The organism is Spirosoma sp. KNUC1025, assembly GCF_045160025.1.
GTDB lineage: Bacteria > Bacteroidota > Bacteroidia > Cytophagales > Spirosomataceae > Spirosoma.
In genome coordinates this window covers 314,446-333,748 of the sequence record NZ_CP087139.1, presented here as the reverse complement: position 1 = coordinate 333,748, position 19,303 = coordinate 314,446, and the positions used below count along the sequence as shown (strand labels likewise).

General features: G+C 47.6%; 20 protein-coding genes. 14 read left to right on the top strand and 6 right to left on the bottom strand.

What is annotated here, in order from left to right; all coding sequences use genetic code 11:
- Positions 1-17 precede the first annotated feature (17 nt).
- Together gltX and LN737_RS01500 are read right to left on the bottom strand one after the other, a co-directional pair.
- Positions 18-1,559, bottom strand: a complete 1,542-nt coding sequence (gene gltX, locus LN737_RS01505) for a glutamate--tRNA ligase (RefSeq protein WP_405515599.1) — start codon at positions 1,557-1,559, stop codon at positions 18-20.
- A gap of 92 nt (positions 1,560-1,651) precedes the next feature.
- On the bottom strand, positions 1,652-2,035 hold the full coding sequence (locus LN737_RS01500; RefSeq protein WP_405515597.1) for a Rid family detoxifying hydrolase: 384 nt from the start codon (positions 2,033-2,035) through the stop codon (positions 1,652-1,654).
- Positions 2,036-2,258: 223 nt separating this feature from the next.
- Between LN737_RS01500 and LN737_RS01495 the strand changes: the two genes are divergently transcribed.
- From LN737_RS01495 to LN737_RS01450, 10 genes are all read left to right on the top strand, one after another.
- Entirely contained in the window at positions 2,259-4,067 is a 1,809-nt protein-coding gene (locus tag LN737_RS01495) for a hypothetical protein (RefSeq protein WP_405515595.1), read from the top strand.
- A 28-nt stretch (positions 4,068-4,095) separates the two neighbouring features.
- Positions 4,096-5,253, top strand: a complete 1,158-nt coding sequence (locus LN737_RS01490) for an App1 family protein (protein WP_405515594.1) — start codon at positions 4,096-4,098, stop codon at positions 5,251-5,253.
- A 136-nt stretch (positions 5,254-5,389) separates the two neighbouring features.
- Positions 5,390-6,238 (top strand): hypothetical protein, encoded by an 849-nt coding sequence (locus LN737_RS01485; RefSeq protein WP_405515592.1) that lies wholly within the window; start codon positions 5,390-5,392, stop codon positions 6,236-6,238.
- 94 nt (positions 6,239-6,332) lie between these two features.
- Positions 6,333-6,911 (top strand): RNA polymerase sigma factor, encoded by a 579-nt coding sequence (locus LN737_RS01480; protein WP_405515590.1) that lies wholly within the window; start codon positions 6,333-6,335, stop codon positions 6,909-6,911.
- Positions 6,892-7,743, top strand: coding sequence for a hypothetical protein (locus LN737_RS01475; RefSeq protein ID WP_405515588.1), 852 nt, complete (start codon positions 6,892-6,894; stop codon positions 7,741-7,743). The genes LN737_RS01480 and LN737_RS01475 overlap by 20 nt, the downstream gene beginning before the upstream one ends.
- A gap of 2 nt (positions 7,744-7,745) precedes the next feature.
- Positions 7,746-8,486 carry a hypothetical protein gene (locus LN737_RS01470; RefSeq protein WP_405515586.1) on the top strand — a complete coding sequence of 247 codons (741 nt, stop codon included), beginning with the start codon at positions 7,746-7,748 and terminating at the stop codon, positions 8,484-8,486.
- Between the two features lie 78 nt (positions 8,487-8,564).
- On the top strand, positions 8,565-9,080 hold the full coding sequence (locus LN737_RS01465) for a ubiquinol-cytochrome c reductase iron-sulfur subunit (protein ID WP_405515584.1): 516 nt from the start codon (positions 8,565-8,567) through the stop codon (positions 9,078-9,080).
- 17 nt (positions 9,081-9,097) lie between these two features.
- Positions 9,098-9,784: a hypothetical protein gene (locus LN737_RS01460; protein ID WP_405515583.1), complete on the top strand. Its 687-nt coding sequence runs from the start codon at positions 9,098-9,100 to the stop codon at positions 9,782-9,784.
- A gap of 4 nt (positions 9,785-9,788) precedes the next feature.
- Entirely contained in the window at positions 9,789-10,349 is a 561-nt protein-coding gene (locus tag LN737_RS01455; protein ID WP_405515581.1) for a YceI family protein, read from the top strand.
- Positions 10,346-11,926: a serine hydrolase gene (locus LN737_RS01450; RefSeq protein WP_405515579.1), complete on the top strand. Its 1,581-nt coding sequence runs from the start codon at positions 10,346-10,348 to the stop codon at positions 11,924-11,926. The genes LN737_RS01455 and LN737_RS01450 overlap by 4 nt, the downstream gene beginning before the upstream one ends.
- Here the strand turns inward: LN737_RS01450 and LN737_RS01445 are convergent.
- Both LN737_RS01445 and dnaN read right to left on the bottom strand, forming a co-directional pair.
- Positions 11,904-13,142, bottom strand: coding sequence for a TCR/Tet family MFS transporter (locus tag LN737_RS01445; protein WP_405515578.1), 1,239 nt, complete (start codon positions 13,140-13,142; stop codon positions 11,904-11,906). The genes LN737_RS01450 and LN737_RS01445 overlap by 23 nt on opposite strands.
- Positions 13,143-13,245: 103 nt before the next feature.
- On the bottom strand, positions 13,246-14,367 hold the full coding sequence (gene dnaN / locus LN737_RS01440) for a DNA polymerase III subunit beta (protein WP_405515576.1): 1,122 nt from the start codon (positions 14,365-14,367) through the stop codon (positions 13,246-13,248).
- Between the two features lie 225 nt (positions 14,368-14,592).
- On the opposite strand from dnaN, the gene LN737_RS01435 reads away from it, so the two are divergent.
- The 4 genes from LN737_RS01435 (at position 14,593) to LN737_RS01420 (ending at position 18,094) form a co-directional block, all read left to right on the top strand.
- A complete protein-coding gene (locus LN737_RS01435; protein ID WP_405515574.1) occupies positions 14,593-15,105 on the top strand; it encodes a DUF2480 family protein in 513 nt (170 codons plus the stop codon).
- A 127-nt stretch (positions 15,106-15,232) separates the two neighbouring features.
- Positions 15,233-16,132, top strand: a complete 900-nt coding sequence (locus LN737_RS01430) for a LysR family transcriptional regulator (RefSeq protein WP_405515572.1) — start codon at positions 15,233-15,235, stop codon at positions 16,130-16,132.
- Between the two features lie 60 nt (positions 16,133-16,192).
- Positions 16,193-17,734 carry a M28 family peptidase gene (locus LN737_RS01425; protein ID WP_405515570.1) on the top strand — a complete coding sequence of 514 codons (1,542 nt, stop codon included), beginning with the start codon at positions 16,193-16,195 and terminating at the stop codon, positions 17,732-17,734.
- A gap of 126 nt (positions 17,735-17,860) precedes the next feature.
- Complete coding sequence (locus LN737_RS01420; protein ID WP_405515569.1) at positions 17,861-18,094, top strand: DUF4834 domain-containing protein; 234 nt, start codon at positions 17,861-17,863, stop codon at positions 18,092-18,094.
- Positions 18,095-18,199: 105 nt separating this feature from the next.
- Here the strand turns inward: LN737_RS01420 and LN737_RS01415 are convergent, their stop codons facing one another.
- Together LN737_RS01415 and purN are read right to left on the bottom strand one after the other, a co-directional pair.
- The gene (locus tag LN737_RS01415) at positions 18,200-18,535 is read right to left on the bottom strand and encodes a hypothetical protein (protein ID WP_405520274.1); all 336 of its coding nucleotides are present in this window, start codon (positions 18,533-18,535) and stop codon (positions 18,200-18,202) included.
- Positions 18,536-18,629: 94 nt separating this feature from the next.
- The gene (gene purN / locus LN737_RS01410) at positions 18,630-19,202 is read right to left on the bottom strand and encodes a phosphoribosylglycinamide formyltransferase (RefSeq protein WP_405515567.1); all 573 of its coding nucleotides are present in this window, start codon (positions 19,200-19,202) and stop codon (positions 18,630-18,632) included.
- Positions 19,203-19,303: the final 101 nt, after the last annotated feature.

Here is a 19,303-nt window from a genome sequence, read left to right as displayed (position 1 = left end):
ATAGGTTTAAAAATAGTCTAACTAATTACTGTTGTCAACGTAGTTAATGCTTTTTCCAGCCGGGCAATCGTTTCGTCTTTACCGATGATTTCCAGGGTTAGCATCAAATCGGGCCCAGCTCCTGAACCCGTAAGGGCCAATCGCATGGCCTGCATGATTTTGCCCTGCTTGATTCCGGCCTGCTGCGTAGCATCGGCCAGCGTATGTTTGATAGCATCAGCAACAAAGTCGCCCGAAAAAGCCTGCAGCGCATCGCGGAATACCGTCACCGCTTTTACGGCATCTGCATTCCATTTGGCAGCCGCTACGGCTTCGTCATAAGTCGTTGGTGCGTTAAAGATCGTACCGGCTTCGGTGAAAATTTCACGGGCAAAATTTACGCGGCCTTTAAGCAATGCAACAATTTTTTCGGCTTTTTCCAGCGAACACGTAAACCCTGCGGCTTCGGCCTGCTGCTGCACGTCGGGAGCCAATTCCGCGTCGGGACGCAGGCGGATGTACTGATGATTGAACCACTGCGCCTTCTGAATATCGAACCGTGCTCCGGCTTTGTGAACCTGAGCGATGTCGAACGTAGCGATCAACTCCTCCATCGTGAAAAGTTCCTGTTCAGTACCGGGATTCCAGCCCAGCAACGCCAGAAAATTGACGGTTGCTTCGGGCAGGTAGCCATCCTCCCGAAAGCCGCGCGCGACCTGACCCGTAACGGGGTCGGTCCACTGCAGCGGAAAGATTGGAAAACCACCCAGATCAGCATCACGCTTGCTGAGTTTGCCATTCCCTTCCGGTTTCAGCAAAAGAGGCAGGTGGGCAAACTTAGGCATGGTATCTTCCCAGCCCAGGTACCGATATAGCAGCACATGCAGGGGCGCCGAGGGTAACCATTCTTCACCACGAATTACGTGCGTAATCCCCATCAGATGGTCATCAACGATGTTGGCCAGGTGATACGTTGGTAAACCATCGGATTTTAACAGAATCTTATCGTCGATTGCTGATGAATGTACGTTAACCCAACCCCGAATCAGGTCATTCAGACGAACTTCTTCCTTACGTGGGGTTTTTAGCCGAATCACAAACGGCTCCCCTGCTTCGATACGTGCACGTACGTCCTCCGGTTTCATGGTTAGTGAATTCCGCATCTGCATCCGCGTAATGGAATTGTACTGAGCCGCTGGTGCATTGGCTTCTTCGAGCCGCTTGCGCATAGCGTCCAGCTCCTCGGCAGTATCAAAAGCATAATACGCTTTCCCTTCATCAACCAGACGTTGAGCTTCTTTCTGATAAATCTCTTTCCGTTCTGACTGACGATAGGGAGCATTGGGACCGCCCACACCCTGACCTTCGTCTATTTCGATACCGATCCAGCGAAGGGATTCTAAAATGTAATCTTCTGCCCCCGGCACAAAACGATTCTGGTCGGTATCTTCAATACGAAGGAGCATCTGACCACCCATTTTACGGGCAAATAAATAATTAAAAAGCGCCGTACGCACACCACCAATATGTAGCGGCCCCGTAGGACTAGGTGCAAAACGAACGCGAACAGGAGTTGACATGATGATTGAATTTTGAATGATTGAATGATTGAATGATTGAATAGGGCGAGCGGGCTCTTTTTAGTCAATCATTCAGTCATTCAATCATTCAATCATTGTACGGCTATTACTGAAATTTCAACATTTACATCTTTGGGTAAGCGGGCTACTTCGACGGTTTCGCGAGCCGGCGGTTCGGACGTAAAGAACCGGCCGTACACTTCATTGATAGCCGCAAAATTATTCATGTCTTTCACAAAAATGCTCGATTTGACAACGTTCGAATAATCCAGACCGGCCGCTTTAAGAATGGCTCCGATATTCTCCATAACTTTCTGCGTTTCAGCCTGAATATCACCCTGTGAAGCCAGTTCGATGGCTACCTGGCCTGATACGAATAGCATACCCGCCGGCGAAGCGACATTGACTTTAACGGCCTGACTGTAGGGGCCAATGGGCGCTGGAGCCTGATCGGTATAAACAATTTCTTTGTTCATGATTTTTACTAGTTATAAAATCTAATTCGTCTACTGGAGTTTGTTAAACAACCAGCACTATGCACACCGTTCTTAACTTTCAGCGTCCAAAGTTACCATTAAACGGTAGACGACCGAAAGATAAAAGAGGACGAAGCCCTTTGCTTTTTATGCCACAAGCTTAGGAGAGTTCAAAAGTGGAAAATAAAAAAGCGCTTTTAATTATATATCTTCCTGAAAGGCAATGAGATATTTCATTTATGTCGTACTGATATTTAGTTTGATTAGCTCTTTTGAACGTTTAGGCGAATCTAGTCAGACTAATTTATTGACTTACCAGCGTCAAGACGTAGGCTCCCCCATTCTCCCGCCGATAAGTGCGACTTGGTCAGCTACGGATGGTGCTGGAAGAGTGTTGCCTATGCATGAAACTGTAGGTAATTATCGGCCTAATAAGTACGTAGGCATCTTTTATTTTCTGTGGCACGGTTATTATAAAGAAAATAGAAATTTATATAATATTTCAAATATAATCAAAGCGGATTCCATCCATCCAGCCTACGGGCCAAAGAATTATTTTCATTGGTGGGGGGAGCCTGAAATTGGTTATTTTAAGTCAGATGATCCCTGGGTGATACGTCGTAACCTACAATTACTAACATTAGCTGGTGTTGATATTCTTTTCTTTGACACAACTAATGGCGACTTGTACTTACCGATCGTAAATAAGCTTTGCGAAATCTCCAGAGGTATGCGGAAACAAGGTATTCCAACTCCTTACATTTGTTTTGTTACACATGCAAAAGGCGTTCAAACTGTAACGTCTGTTTATCAACAGTTTTATGCTCAAAACCGGTACTCTGATTTATGGTTTCGGTGGCAGGGCAAACCCCTTATATTGGGACAAGTAGAGGAGATCACTGATCCAGTTATTCGCGACTTTTTTACATGGCGATATTGTTGGCAATTCACTGAAGCTAAAACCCATCCTAACCATTGGCAATGGTTGGATAATACACCTCAAAACTATGGCTGGACTACAGATCCGAATGTTCCTGAGGAGATTCCCGTAGCTGTGGCTAGTCATCCGGTTTTTACAGTGGGGAAAAGCAGTGTTACGGGCCGAAAATTGAATTTAAACCGGTATGGTGTTACTGCTGTCACTAATGAAGGCTTACATTTTGATGAACAATGGAAACGAGCGTTAAAAGTTGATCCAGCCGTAGTTTTTGTTACTGGCTGGAACGAATGGATAGCGCAGCGATTTGTAGCTGATACCAATGATCGCAGTATGGTGTTCAAATATTTCGCTGGCCACAAAATGCGTCAGGGAGAAACATTTTTTCAGGATTTATACAATCAGGAATTTAACCGGGATATAGATCCTATGAAGGGTGGTTACACCGACAATTATTATTATCAACTTGTGGCAAATATTCGTCGATTTAAGGGCGTGCCTGCTCCCGAACCTGTAAGTAATCCACGAATAATTGCTATTGATGGTCGATTCGAGGAATGGAATTCTATAAAACCAGAATTTATTGACCCGACAGGCGATGTTGTTCATCGTAACTGGCCGCGTGCTGATAATAAAATTAACTATATAAATAAAACAGGCCGAAACGATATAATTAAAAGTAGGGTTACGTATGACTCAAAAAATGTTTATTTCTATGTTAAAACGGCTCAAAAACTTACCTCTTCCTCTGGCAAGAACTGGATGCTGCTATTCATTGACGCTGATCGGTCGGCAAAAACTGGCTGGTTAGGCTATGACTATTTGATAAATCGAACCGTAAAAGGAAACAAATCAGTGATAAGTCGGTGGAATAAAAAAGCTTGGACGAACGTAGCAACAGGTTTATTTAACTATACGAATAATGAACTTGAGCTTAGTATACCTTTAGCTTCAATTCGTCAGTCTACCGGTAACGTTAAATTTGATTTTCACTGGGCAGATAATATTCAAAAGCTTAACACAATAACTGAGTTCTTTTTGAATGGTGACAATGCACCGGATCGACGATTCAACTATCGTTACAACAGTAAGTGAATAACAGTAGATCTTAATGTAATACGGTATGTCCTCCTGGAAAGATTTTTTACAGAACGTAACAACTGATGTTGAAGCGCACTTTTCCAAGCTGACCAATCGCTTATTTAACCGCCTTGACCTGGATAAGCCCTATAAAATTATTTATTACCGAGGGTTTGGTAGCCCAACTGCCGTTTGGCTCAAAGGACGGGTTCTGCGGGAAAAAGACCTTAGTACGCCAAGTGATAATGACACCACCTGGCAAAACCTGTTAGCTACCTATCAGCGTTTCAGAAGCGATGAGGTGCCGGGGGTAACGGTACGTGTTGAAGCATTCGGGAAAGCTTATACAACCATTACCGATCAGGAAGGGTACTTTGACGTTACCATAAATCCGCCGAATGATCTACCTCCCGGTCGGGCCTGGTTTCCGGTTCAATACTCTCTGGATAACGTCATGCAGCCGGTGACTGAATTGGATGCGAATCAACTCATGGCTACCCAGCCAGTCGTCAAAAATGGGTATTTAATGATATCGCCCCCCTATAGCCAGTTCGGGGTAATTTCGGATATCGACGATACGGTTCTGGTTACAGATGCAACGAATCTGCTTCAGACTGCCCGGCTCACGTTTCTCGGAAATGCCTATACACGTCTGCCCTTTGCAGGAATTGCTGCTTTCTATCGCGCTTTACAGAGCGGGCCCGTCACTACGTTATTTAACCCAATCTATTTTGTGTCCAGCAGCCCCTGGAATTTATATGACCTGCTGGTCGATTTTTTTCGTATTCAGGGTATTCCGAAAGGCCCGCTTTTGCTACGTGATATTAAATTAAGCCCTGATCTGCTGGCGGCAAAAGGTCATCATAACCATAAGCTGGAAATGATTCGGAAAATACTGGATGTAAACCCGCAGTTACCTTTTGTCCTTATTGGCGATAGTGGGCAGCAGGACCCAGAGATATACGCACAGGTCGTAAAAGAGAATCCGGGCCGAATTCGGGCCATCTATATTCGCGACGTATCGGAAGACCAGCGTGACGAAGCGGTTCGTGAGCTGATCCGAATCACAGAAGCCTACAACGTACCGATGCTGCTCGTGGCTGATACGGTGGCGGCTGCCGAACATGCAGCATCACTGGGGCTGATTGACTCCGATACGATTCCGGAGATCCGGGCCGACCGCCGGGCTGATAATGAATGATTAGCTGCTTAGCTGACAACAAAAAGTTAATAAATTATTTCAAGCGTTACGCAACCCTTTTTTGATGGCTTCCGTATTGACGGACGAACCGGTTCAACTGTTCTTATTCTCTCATTTAAAAAACACAGTTGATACAATGAAATCTACCGTCTACGTTAGTCGTTTAGCGTTGACGACGGCCTTTTTAGTCGTCGCACTGCTAAGTTGTAAGAAAGATGATAATACGGCAACGCCAGGTCCTGATCTGGCACTGGCCACTACATCTGTGGGTAGTGTAATCGCCGGCGAAGGTGGCAAAACGCTTTATTTCTTTGCGCCTGATGTGGCTGGCGATGCAACCTGTTCAGGCACCTGCTTAACCAACTGGCCAATTTATTATAAAGAAACACCAACAATTGGAACCGGTTTGAAAGCTTCGGATTTTGCTACCATTACCCGGGCAGATGGTGCCAAGCAGACAACCTTTAAAGGCTGGCCCCTTTATTATTTTAAAAATGACGTGAATGCTGGCGATGTGCTGGGCGATAAAGTTGGCGGTACCTGGATGGTAGCGAAAGCCCACTATACCGTAATGCTGGCCTCACGCCAGTTAGTAGGGAACGATGGGAAAAGCTATACATTTGACACAAAGGAAGGTACGGGCAACTCCATATTTTTGACGGATAGCGTTGGCCGCACCTTGTATGCCTTTGCGCCCGACAAGTTCAACAAGAATACATACACCAAAGCGGATCTGAGTAATAACCCTACCTGGCCAATCTTCGAAACATCGGTTACAGTTGGGGATATTCCTTCGGTGCTGAATAAAGCTGATTTTGCGACGATTACAGCCGTAGGTAAAACTCAGCTGACCTATAAAGGCTGGCCGCTCTATTACTTTGGTCCTGATGCGGCACAGCGAGGAAGTACCAAAGGTGTGAGCGTACCACGACCGGGCGTATGGCCTGTTGTAAATAGTACGTCGCCAACAGCGCCGAATCAATAAATTTGTTTTTATGCATTCACGGTTTTAGGTTTATAGTAGTTAGTTGTTTTTGCCTGTTGCCGTTAGTAGTAAACGTAAACGAATAACCTAAGCTTTGTCCAACGCTCCGAACATACCAGCTTTGACTGATTTGCTGGCCGGCTGTCTGCGCAACCAACGGCAAAGTCAGGAGTTGCTTTACCGGCAGTTCTACGGATATGCTATGAGCATTTGTTTACGATACGTACCCACGCGGGAAGGTGCCCTGGAAGTGTTGAATGATGGCTTTCTGAAAGTGTTTACACGATTGGACCAGTATGATCCGGCTCAACCGTTTAAAGGGTGGCTTCGGCGTATACTAATCAATACGGCTGTTGATCATTACCGGCAGGAAGTCCGTCATCATTATCACGAAGACATTGAGCAGGCCGAAAAAACAATTGTCTCCGAGTCAGTTGATGCGTTTAGTCAGCTAGCCCATGAAGACCTTTTAGCCTTGATTCAGCGATTGTCGCCAGCGTATCGAATGGTTTTTAACTTGTATGTAATAGATGGTTTTACGCATGAAGAAATTGCCGGTCAGCTCGGCATTTCAATTGGTGCGTCGAAATCGAACCTGGCCCGGGCACGGGAGAATCTGCGCTTGTTATTGAAGCAAATAAATTACGATGAGTATGTCAGAGCTAACCGATGATCAATTGGATGGGCTCTTCAGAAAGTCGGCTGAAGAGTTCGATCCCCCGTTCGATCCAGTGGCCTGGCGGGATATGAAAACCCGCCTGGACGCCAACGACCGAACAACAACGGGAGGAGCGGTTATATGGAAAAAACTGCTCCGTTGGGGATTACCTGTTTTGCTCGTATTACTGATAACGGGCGGAGCCTGGTATACTTATCGTAGGGTTTATCCTGTAGTTTCAACATCGGATTCGCGGACAACAACCTCCGCAAAGCGTATCATAAACGGGAGTAAACAACAACCGCCAGAGGCTGCAACAAGCCCAACGGCTGAAAATGAACCAGTACGAACAACCGCAGTCGGCTCAAAAGGACCCGATGCTGAAGGGACAAAGCAACCGGCAGACTTAATAGCGTCGGTTGCTAAACCCAACAAATCAGCGAATCGATCCAGCAAATCGGTAACGCCATCTGCAACCAGTTCTATTGCTGATCCAGCAGTCGCAACGAACCCTTCAGAAGATGCGTATAAGGAAGTCAAGACGGCACGCAATCGATCAAGCGTTTCACGACCTGATCGTCTGGTAAAAACCAGCAACAGGAACGTAACGAAAGCGGATCGCAACCGGCTTGATAAAATTAGCAAGGCATCTCAAAAATTAACGCTGAACAGACGTAAGGTTAAATTAAGTCGTAATAATTCGGGTTTAATAGCTACAAATTATGCGATAATACCGAACAATTCGTTTAATAAACGGCGTGCTGGAAAGGATCAGCTTTTGGTAGTTAGTGATGTAAAGGTTTCTGAAAATGACCGTACAGTTGCAAGAGAGAAGCTGAATCAGTAAGCTTGCCAGCCTTAACTGAACTGACAATTCGACCTGCCAGATGGCCCAAGTCGCTGCCGTTTGTAGGCCGGGACGTAGCGGCTAAGCCAGATACAACAGTTAGCCAAGTTAAGCCGAAGTTGGCGCCCGAACGCGGATTAAGTATTCGAGCTGTTGTGGCTCCTGATTTGAGTTCAATTGGCTTAAAGAACTTATCTCGTCCAGGTACAAACATTGGGCTCGTGCTGGAATACAGACTGGCGTCTCGATGGAGTGTACAGGCTGGAGTAATTCAAAGTACGAAAGTGTATCGAGCATTACCCGAAGATTACACTCCACCTGCTGGAGCATGGAAAGGAGGAGGAAAACCTATAAATGTTGATGGAATTTGCAATATGATCGATATTCCTATCAACATACGTTATGACATCATTCTAAAACCTCATGCAAATAAACAGTTAGTAAATCGTTGGTTTGTGAGTGGGGGCGCAACAAGTTATATCATGGAGCAGGAAAACTATGATTACAATTACGCATCCCATACAATGCCTTATCCCAAAACATACGGCGTTGATACGACAACTGGTGGATATAAATTCAGCCATTTAAATCTGTCAATTGGCTACGAACGTGCGTTTAGTAAACGATTATCCTGGCAAATAGAGCCATTCATGAAAGTTCCGATAAAGGGCGTGGGCCTTTTTAATATCAACCTAATGAGCACTGGCGCATTTTTTTCAATACGCTATAAGCTTACAAAGTAATTACCAGCCTATCGATGAGGACGACGAATACAACCTGTTTTTAATCAAATCGTGTAAATACATCAAATGCCTAATCTTATGACGACGAAGCCAACTAAGGATCAAATGAATCGTGGGGAGTTTTTGAGAAGCCTCGGTATGAGTAGTGCAGCCTTAATGGCGTTCTATTGCATGGGCACAGGACTGACGGCCTGCTCTAAGGGCGGTGATGACCCTGCCCCTACGCCAGGCACGGGTACCGGTACGGAAGGGCTTACGGGTAATGCCGATGCGTCGAAAGGAACGGTCAACTTCACACTCGACCTGACCAATAGCAATTACAGTAAGTTAAAAACAACGGGCCAGTACGTTATTGTCGGTAGCCTGCTTGTGGCCAAAGCAAAAAGTGGTTCGATTGTGGCACTCTCCAAAACCTGTACGCACGAAGGTTTTGAAGTAACGTACCGTTCTGCTCAGGATGATATTTACTGCTCAAACCACGGTTCAGAATTCAGTACAACAGGGGTCGTTGAAGTAGGACCCGCTACCCGGTCGTTGACGGCCTACAAAACAACGCTTAGCAATGATGGCAATACCCTGACGGTGACTGCCTAACTTTTAAACTCAGCTTCATGAAATACGTCTTTTTTGCCACGCTTCTATGGCTGGGGGTGGGGCCGTTGCGAGCACAGGATTCGACGGCTGTACGTCGCGATACGTCTACCACACCAGCGTCCACCGCAAACCCTTCAGCCGATGACCTGCTGGCTGGATTGACAGACTCAACCGAAACGCAACCGTTGCTGCCGCATAAAATGCTGTTTACGCAACGGGCGTTTTGGGGGCCTAAGGGTCTGTTGCGATCCATGAAAATAGCTCCCCTAACCTCGGAAGGGCGGATTAAGGAGTTAAAAGTCAGACGGACGATGCTTGTGGCACACCAGATTGGGGGCTTCGTGACGCTGGCTGGCTTTGTGGCACAAGGGCTGTTAGGAGCGAAACTCTATAATGCCAAAGGGCAGGATTATGTCGATACGAAGAAATGGCACGAGCGCTCGGCTACGTTCATCAATATCACGTATGGAACTACCCTGGCGCTAGCCCTTACAACGCCACCGCCAATCATTGGTACCAAAAGGGGATTCACAACCATCAAACTGCATAAATACCTGGCTATTGTGCACCTGACAGGCATGGTAGCCACCAATATTCTGGCGCATATGATTGGCGAAAATCCTGAGTTAAAGCCCTATCACCGAGCGGTTGCCTACACAACGTTTGGAGCCTATGCTGCATCGATTATTGCGTTAAAATTCTAAGCTCATGAAAAACTACCTCATTTCGAATGGCTACTGGTTAGCCATCGTGGTTCTTTGTGCCTTTGTGGCACCGATGGCCAAGCGCAAAATAGTAGCCGACAAAGCGTTATCGACGGTTTCGTATGCAGCCAAACATCCGCTTCATAGCTGGGAAGGCGTTAGTCATGACGTGAATTGTGCCATGCTGTATAACGATGAATCGAAACTGCCTGAAAGTATAGCTGTTTCAATTAAAGTAGCCTCTTTCGACAGCGATAACAACAACCGCGATTCGCACGCCGTAGAAGCGATGGAAGGTATTAAATATCCGAACGTAACGTTTTTAAGCTCCGATATCCAGGCAGGTGACAATGGCTCGCTGACAGCGAAAGGTACACTCACGTTTCATGGTGTTGCCAAACCCGTTACGTTGCATGCAACTCGTAAGGAAAGTGGCGGTAAAATGACGCTGACCGGCGAATTTCCGGTTAATATGACCGACTATAAAATTGAGCGCCCATCACTGATGGGAATGAAAACTGAAGATGGAATGACGCTTCGGTTTAATGTTGTGTTTGCTTTGTGAATATATTGCGGACAGCCCGATACGCCGAATCTTTTGTGCTTTCGTCGGGCTGTCCGCGATATATCCTGAACAGGCATGAAACTACTTATTACCTTCCTCTTTTTTTAACTTCATTAACTGCTTTTGCACAGAAACCGGTATCCAGCAAACAACTCCAGGAATTTGATAGCTATGTCGAAACCGTTCGCAAACAGTGGGACGTACCGGGCATGGCTATCACCGTTGTTAAAGACAACAAGATAATTTTTACGAAAGGCTATGGCGTACGTGAGTTAGGTAAGCCCGAGGCTGTAGATACCCAAACCTTATTTGCCTGTGCATCAACGACAAAAGCCATGACCGTTACGTTGATGGGCATGTTGGTAGACGAAGGTAAACTTGCTTGGGATGATCCGGTGAGTAAATACCTGCCGGAGCTACAGTTATACGATCCCTACGTAACGCGAGCCTTACGAATCCGCGACTTACTGATTCATGATACGGGCATAGGCAGCACCGATTTCATGACGGGCTCCATGACCATTCCGGCGAATGAGATGTTTCGGCGCATGGTTCTGGTGAAGCCCAGTTATCCATTTCGGGCGGGCTTTGAATACCAGAATACATTTTATTCCGCAGCGGGCCGGGTAATTGAACGGATTGCGGGCAAAACATGGGCTGAATTTCTCAAAGAACGAATCTTTACTCCCCTGAGAATGACGCGCACTGCGCCCAAGCGCGGCTATATCAAAGACACTAACCTGACGAAACCCCATTATAACATCAACGATACGATACGTGCCATTGACTACGGCGCCGATAGTGAAATCGGTTCCGCCGGGGCCGTCTGGTCATCGGCCGACGACATTAGTAAGTGGGTTATCTGTATGCTCGACAGCAGTAAATACAACGGAGGACGTTTGCTGAAGCCGGGGACCTGGGCAGAAATGTTTAAACCACAAACGTTCTTTCCGGAGGATGAATACCCAACCATGCAGATTCTTAAACCGAACTGGATGACTTACGGATTAGGCTGGTACCAGCACGATTACAAAGGGCATAAAGTTAATTTCCACACAGGTAGCTTATCGGGACTGACGGCTATTATCGGACAACTTCCCGACGAAAAGCTGGGCGTTTATGTTTTCGGCAATTACGACCATGCCGAGGTACGTCATGCCCTTATGTACAAAACGTTTGACTGGTTTGCGTTGGGCGGCACCCGCGACTGGAGCGCTGAGTTTAAAACGCTGTATTCAGGGCTTAAGGAAAAGGCGCGAAAAGCACGGAAAAACTTCATTGCCAAACGGGTTGCGAACACCACACCCACGCTGCCGCTGAGTCAGTATTCGGGTACGTACAGCAGTCCGCTCTATGGGCAGGTTGAAGTCAGCGTGGTAGGCAATCAACTGGCATTTAACGTGAATAACAATACGGCCAACGCAACGCTGTCACACTGGCATTATGATACGTTCTACGGGCCTTATAAAAAAGCGTGGTATGGCCAGGCGCTGGCCCAATTTACCCTGAATACAGCGGGGCAGGTTGCTACGTTGACTTTTGACGGAATGGAGTTTAAGAAGGAAGGCTCTCGCTAACTGCCATCCGTCTTTTTAATCCCCGGCGGGCTAGTGCCGCACTGATCAAAAACAGGACTGATCCTAAAAAAAACGGTGCGCCTGGAAGATAAGCCGGTGCTGCGGGCGACGTGAAGAACGAAAATAAATTCGTCATGATGAGTGGACCGAAGATAGACGTCGTGCTGGTCAGACTCGTCAATGCGCCTTGCAATTCGCCTTGCTCGTTGGGCGGAACCTGATTTGAAATGATTCCCTGAATGGATGGACCGGCAATGCCGCCTAACGCATAGACAGACATAAAGGCAAACATCATCCAGCTCTGATTCGCTAATCCGAGCAGCACAAAGCCAATAGCGCTGAATGTTATTCCAACATAAACGGATCGCTGCTGGCCTAGCTTCGGGATAATGACCCGGCTTAAGCCACCCTGTACAATGGCGAACGATAAGCCAATAGCTGCGAGCGATAGCCCGACCGTTTTTTCGTCCCACTTGAATTTTTCCATCGTGTAGAACGTCCACGTACCCTGAACGGCAAACCCTGCAATATAAATCAGCACCAGCGAGGCTACCAGCCCCAGAATAACCGGGTATTTACCAAGCCGCATCAGCGAGCCAACCGGATTTGCTCGTTTCCAGTCGAAAGGGCGACGGTTTTCGGGCGAAAGCGATTCGGGCAGAATAAACAGGCCGTAGAGGAAGTTGACCATCGTTAGGCCAGCCGCTACAAAAAACGGAACACGCGGGCCATACTGCCCCAGAAAGCCACCAACAGCCGGGCCCAGGATAAAGCCTACGCCAAAAGCCGCTCCAACTAACCCAAAGTTCTGTGCTCGTTTTTCGGGCGTACTGATGTCCGCGATATAAGCCGTAGCCGTAGTAAAACTGGCGCCGGTAATACCTGCCAGGATTCGCCCGATAAACAGCCATTCGATATTTGGCGCAAAGCCCTGAAGAATGTAATCCAGCCCAAAACCAAATAGCGAAAATAAAAGCACGGGCCTCCGGCCGAAGCGGTCGCTCAATCCACCCAGCACAGGCGAGAAAACAAACTGCATCAGTGCGTACGAGAACGTTAGCCAACCTCCCCAGCTGGCAGCCTGGCTGATGTTGCCGTGAATAAGTTGTTCAATCAGTTTCGGAAAAACCGGAATAATAATCCCCAGCCCGGTAACGTCGATCAGTAACGTAATGAAAATAAAAACAAGGGCAGGCGCTGTGCGTTTGGAAGCCATAAGAGGGAAGGGAAGAGAGGGAAGAAGGGGAGGAAAGGGATTAGCGGGAATAGTAATTTCCCTTTCTTCCCTTTCCTCCCCTTCTTCCCTCTCTTCCTAAAAATTAAGCATACGTATTCAACATCACTGGCATCACAAGCATCAGGATGTCTTCATTTTCTTCTTTGTCGGCCGGAATAAGCAAACCAGCGCGGTTTGGAGCCGACATTTCGAGCGAGATCATTTTGGCGCTTAGATTGCTCAATACTTCCGACATCAGTTTGGCGTTAAATCCAATTTCCATTGGCTCACCGTCGTATTCACAAAGAAGTTTTTCGTTGGCTTCGTTGGAGTAGTCAAGGTCTTCGGCCGAGATAGTCAGCGAATTGGTTTTGAGCGACAGCCGAATCTGGTGCGTTGTGCGGTTGGCGTAAATCATGATCCGCTTCAGCGAGTTCAGCAGATCGGTACGCCCAATCGTCATTACGTTCGGATTATTGGTCGGAATAGCGTTTTCATAATCCGGGAATCGCTCATCGATCAGGCGGCAGATCAACTGCGTTGGCCCAAATGTAAACGACGCATTGGCCTGGCTGAATTCGGCAACAACGGGCACATTTTCCGGAAGCGATGCCTTGAGCAATTGCAGGGCTTTGCGTGGAATGATAATCGACGTACTAGCCGACGCATTGAGGTCGGTCCGGCGGTAACGGATAAGCCGGTGCCCGTCGGTGGCCACAAACGTAGCATTGTCGCCGGTCAGTTGCAGCAGTACCCCCGTCATGGCTGGGCGCAGATCGTCGGTGCTCGTGGCAAATACGGTATTGTTAATGGCGCTCAGCAGGATGTCGGATGTCATTTCAACCGACATATTCTTGTTTACCGTTGGCAGCTTTGGGAAGTCGATTGGGTTTTCGCCCGAAAGCTTATAGCGGCCATTATCGGTCAGAATTTCAGTGCCGAACGTATCGGTATCGATGTTTACCGTAACGGGTTGCTCAGGCAGGCTACGCAGGGTATCCAGCAGTAATTTAGCCGGAATTGCAATCGAACCATTCTCGCTGGCCTCAACCGGAATCTGGGTGGTCATGGTGGTTTGCAAATCCGAAGCCGTCACCGTAAGTGTACCATCCTCAATACGAAACAGGAAGTTTTCGAGGATCGGCACAATCGGATTAGTGGCCACCACACCATTAATATGTTGTAGGTTCTTTAGAAGAACAGATGAGGAAACGATAAATTTCATTGGGTCAAGTTTTTAGACAGTTCGTCACAATATATAAGAACAAAAGTAGCAAAAAAACCCGACAGGCTAGTGCGATTTATAAGAACCTTTCAACAGTAAACGACGGTTGTAGTGGATAGAGTCGAATGAATCGTAAATGTTGCAAAAGTGCAATGAACGCTACGTGATATATACACGAATCGTCGTTCGCAATTCATTCGACTACACTCAATAGAGCTGAAGAAGATGGAAACCGAAATAGTTAACCGTGTTGCTGCCAGTGGTCTGGTCACGCTTGATCTGGAAGCGTATTACCATTCCGGCGAGCGGGTTGTATACGACCTGAAAGACAATCTGTACATGGGGCTGATCCTGAAAGAGAAAGATTTTCGGGCGTTTCTGAAAGAACATGACTGGAGCCCGTACGCGGGCAAAAACGTAGCGATAACCTGTACGGAAGATGCTATCGTTCCGACCTGGGCCTACATGCTCCTGACGCTTCAATTACAGCCTTATGCCCATACCGTTGTGTTTGGTGATCTCAACGATCTGGAAGAAAAACTCTATTTCGATGCCATAGCCCGCATTGACCCTGAGGAGTACCGTGATGCCCGGGTTGTGGTGAAAGGGTGTTCCAACGTACCGGTTCCGACAGCAGCTTACGTCGAACTGACGCGTGTGTTACGTCCGGTTGTGCAGAGTTTGCTGTTTGGCGAGCCCTGTAGTACGGTTCCGCTTTATAAACGGCCGAAAAGCTAAGGTTTTCCAGCCTACCGATACGTTCGGGAATTATATGAGTGGTAGAGTTCCGGCATTTAGTTTCTGTGGAGCCGTATTTTCGGAAAGATAAGCCGTACTTTGAGCAGGAAACTCGGAATCTTAAACTATGCTAGATTTTCGTTTAAACGTATTTTACACTGTTGCCAAACGACTCAGCTTCACCAAGGCAGCAGCGGAGCTGTACGTAACCCAGCCTGCCGTCACAAAACACATTCAGGAACTCGAACACCAGTTTGGTACGGCCCTTTTCGACCGGCGCGGTAATCAGATCAGTCTTACCACCGCGGGAAGCGTACTGCTTCGCCATGCCGAAACCATCATGGCAACGTATCGCCAGCTTGAGTTCGATATGAATGCTCTAAAAGGAGAGTCGGGCGGAGCGCTTCGGGTGGGAGCCAGTACAACCGTGGCTCAATACGTCATTCCGCCCGTACTGGCCCGCTTTCACGAACAATCGGCCGACGTATCGATTTCGATGCTGAGCGGTAATACCGAACAGATTGAACAGCAACTGCTTAACAGCGATATTGATCTGGGTTTAGTGGAAGGACGAACTCACCACAGCGACATCCGGTACACACCGTTTGTGAAAGATGAGCTGGTGCTTATCTGCCGCGCGGATCACCCATTGGCCGACCGCGATGAAATTACCCTCGACGAACTGCGGGCCATTCCGATTGTGCTGCGCGAACGCGGTTCGGGCTCGCTCGAAGTAATTGAACATGCGTTACGGGGTGTGGGCCTTCGGGTTACTGACCTTACCATCGAAATGCAGTTGGGCAGTACCGAAAGCATTAAATCGTACCTTGGCAGTTCGCGTTGTATGGCCTTTATCTCCGTCTTTGCGGTGCGGCATGAACTAAAGGCGGGGACGCTGAAAATTCTGGATGTACAAGGGCTTTCCATTCAGCGTGATTTCTATTCCATTCAATTGCAGGGTGTTAGCGAAGGGCTGGCCGATACATTTATGCGCTTTGCCCGGCAACATTACAAGCGGGTTTTATAGCCAGTGAGCGGGCAGTGCCGGTAAGTGCTTTTTTGTATTTTTGTGCATAATCCAATCATCATGCACACGTCTCCCATACTGGCCCTTCTGGCAAGTTCGATTCTGATTACTACGTCCTTGCAGGCGCAGTCGCGAACGGCGACCTCTGCCCGCACTAAAACAACTTCACCGGTCGCTACGTCTAAACTTCCCGAATTTTCGATCAGCCGTGCGGAAGTGGAATCGCATACGCGCTTTCTGGCTTCCGACGAACTGGAAGGCCGCCGGACGGGTGAAAAAGGCAACTGGACCGCTGCCCGCTATATTGCTGAGCAGTTTCGGTTGCTGGGACTTAAACCGGCTGCCGATCAGGGCGATTACCTACAGCGGATTAATTTTGAAAGGGTCAGAGCGGCTACGTCAGCCACATTGCTGTTGGGGAAAGATACACTTCATCTAGGTAAAGAGCTTCTTTTGATGACCGGTGGCCCAACAAACGTATCTGGCGAAGTTGTTTACGTGGGTTATGGTCTGACGGAAGAGGGCTACAAAGATCGTGATGTAAAAGGACGTATCGTGGTCGTTCAGGGCGGTTCGCCGGAGGCCAAAGGGCCGGGCGAGATTTTTCGGGCTTCTCGGGAAAAGCGCGAACTGGCGACTAAAAAAGGCGCAGCCGCGCTGATTGAGCTTTATAGCGAATCGATTCCCTGGGGGCTTGTGAATCAGTATTTTAGCCGTGAGCAAATTATGCTGCCCACATCGGGAGCCGAAAAGCCGCTTACTCATGTGTGGCTGAATAATGCCAACAATCAGTATAAACAATTAAAAGAAGCCGGACAGACCGTTACCCTCCGAACATTAGGGCGTCCACAAACACCTGTTTTATCGGCCAACGTAGCGGGCATTATTGAAGGCGCTGATCCTAAGCTCAAAAATGAATACATTATTCTATCGGCACATTTTGACCACGTTGGTGTAGGCAAACAGGGTGGATCGCCTTATCAACCGTCCGATAGTATTTTTAACGGCGCCCGCGACAACGCTATCGGGACTGTAGCCATGCTCGAAGCCGCTAAAGCATTAACGCTGCAGCGCCCTTCCCGGTCGGTGTTGGTACTGGCCTTAACCGGCGAAGAAGTGGGTTTGCTGGGTAGTAAATACTATGCCGAACATCCGCTGGTACCCCTGAAACAAACGGTTTTTGACCTGAATACGGATGGCGCAGGCTACAGCGACACAACGCTCATATCGGTAATCGGCCTCGACCGCACCGGAGCACGGGCCGAAATTGAAGCCGGCGCCAAGGCGTTTGGACTGAGTGTACTGGCCGATCCGGCACCAGAACAAGGGCTTTTTGATCGGTCGGATAATGTAAACTTTGCCATTAAGGGTATCCCTTCTCCCGATTTTGCGCCTGGTTTTAAATCGTTCGATGAGGCCATTGCAAAGTATTACCACCAGGCTGCTGATAACCCGGAATCACTGAATTTTGGGTACGTGCTGCGGTTTTGCCAGGCGTATGCCCATACGGCCCGACTGATTGCCAATCGGCCAACACGACCCCAATGGTCGGCGGGGGATAAATACGAACCGGCTGCAAAAGCCTTGTATGGTCAAGAGTAGAGTTTGGAACAACCTACTTTTACTGATAGATAATAAAGACCGATCAACCCGGATACGATCCGTTCGACGGAACGGAAAACTAAATATCTAGCCTCGACGTTTATCTAATACAAACGATTCTTCGACATGCTGTTAAAATATCTGTTTATCATCACCCTGGTTATTTTGTTCGTACCACCTGTGCGTCGGTTTGTGTTTTATCTTCTGGTGGGTCGGCAGTTAGTAAAGCAGCAAAAGCAGCAGGGCGATATTCGCGGAAATGCTCGTCGTGAGGGCGATGTTCGGGTTGATACACGACCGAAGGGAGATAACTCAAGATATAACGGTGGTGAATACGTTGATTACGAAGAAGTTAAATAAATAAAGCCGTTTGGTGTTGCCGTAAATAAACAGAAACGGCAGGATCAGTTGAGCTTATATAGATTGTAAAAAAAGCCTGCAAACTGTAATACGTTTGCGGGCTTTTCATTTTTCAGAAGCCTCATGCTCCGTTTTGTATTTCACAGCTAGGCCGGTCATCAAATAGCCATTGTCGGTCATAGACGTGTAGTACGTATACCGAACGGCAACCAGCGCATCGGCTCCGATTTTTTTTGCCTGCATCGTCAGACGGGCCAGCATTAATTCCTTCTGCTGGGCATCGTTTCCGCGGCTCAACATCCGGTTGTTGCCCCACTGACGTTGCGTTAAATTAATCTCCCCTTTAATTTCCAGATCCTGTAACGGATCAAACGGACGTTCGGGCCGCTGATTTTCGTAGAAAACATCGACCGGATAATGGGGCTTATTCTGCAAATACACGGCAGGGCGAAAGCAACTGGTAAGGCCCAGAAAAGAAACGAATACCCAAAATTTTCCAGCTATTAATTGTAAATCATTCATCATTCATCATTCATCATTCATCATTCATCAACACTTCTTCGACAATTCTCGGATAATGCAGATGTTCCAGAACCTGTACTTTATGGGCTACGTCATCAGGCGTATCGGACGGAACTATGGATACATGAGCCTGAAAAATAATCTGGCCTTCATCATACCGCTCATTGACGTAATGAATCGTAATGCCCGATTCCGTTTCGCCAGCAGCTACAACAGCTTCATGAACGAAATGGCCGTACATGCCTTTCCCACCAAATTTAGGCAATAAAGCCGGATGGATATTCATGATTTTATTCGGAAACGCCCGCACCAGATTGCTGGGCATTAGCCACATAAAACCAGCCAGTACAATTAAATCAATGTGTTGGTTGAGAAGAAGTTGCGTGATTCGTTTGGTGTCGTAAAACGTAGTACGGTCGAACAGCAGAACCGGAATATGAAGCCGCCGGGCACGGTCGATGACCCCCGCTTTTGGATTGTTGGAGACAATCAGTGAAATCTCCACATCAGCCTTGTTGGCAAAATAGTCAGCAATTTTCTCGGCGTTTGAGCCCGAACCCGACGCAAAAATGGCGATACGTTTCAATGGATTTAATGTTTGATGGATAATGATCAATGGATAATGAATAGTGTGGTTTGGGCGTATTCGTCATTATCCATTGATCATTATCCATTTAGCCTCCGGCG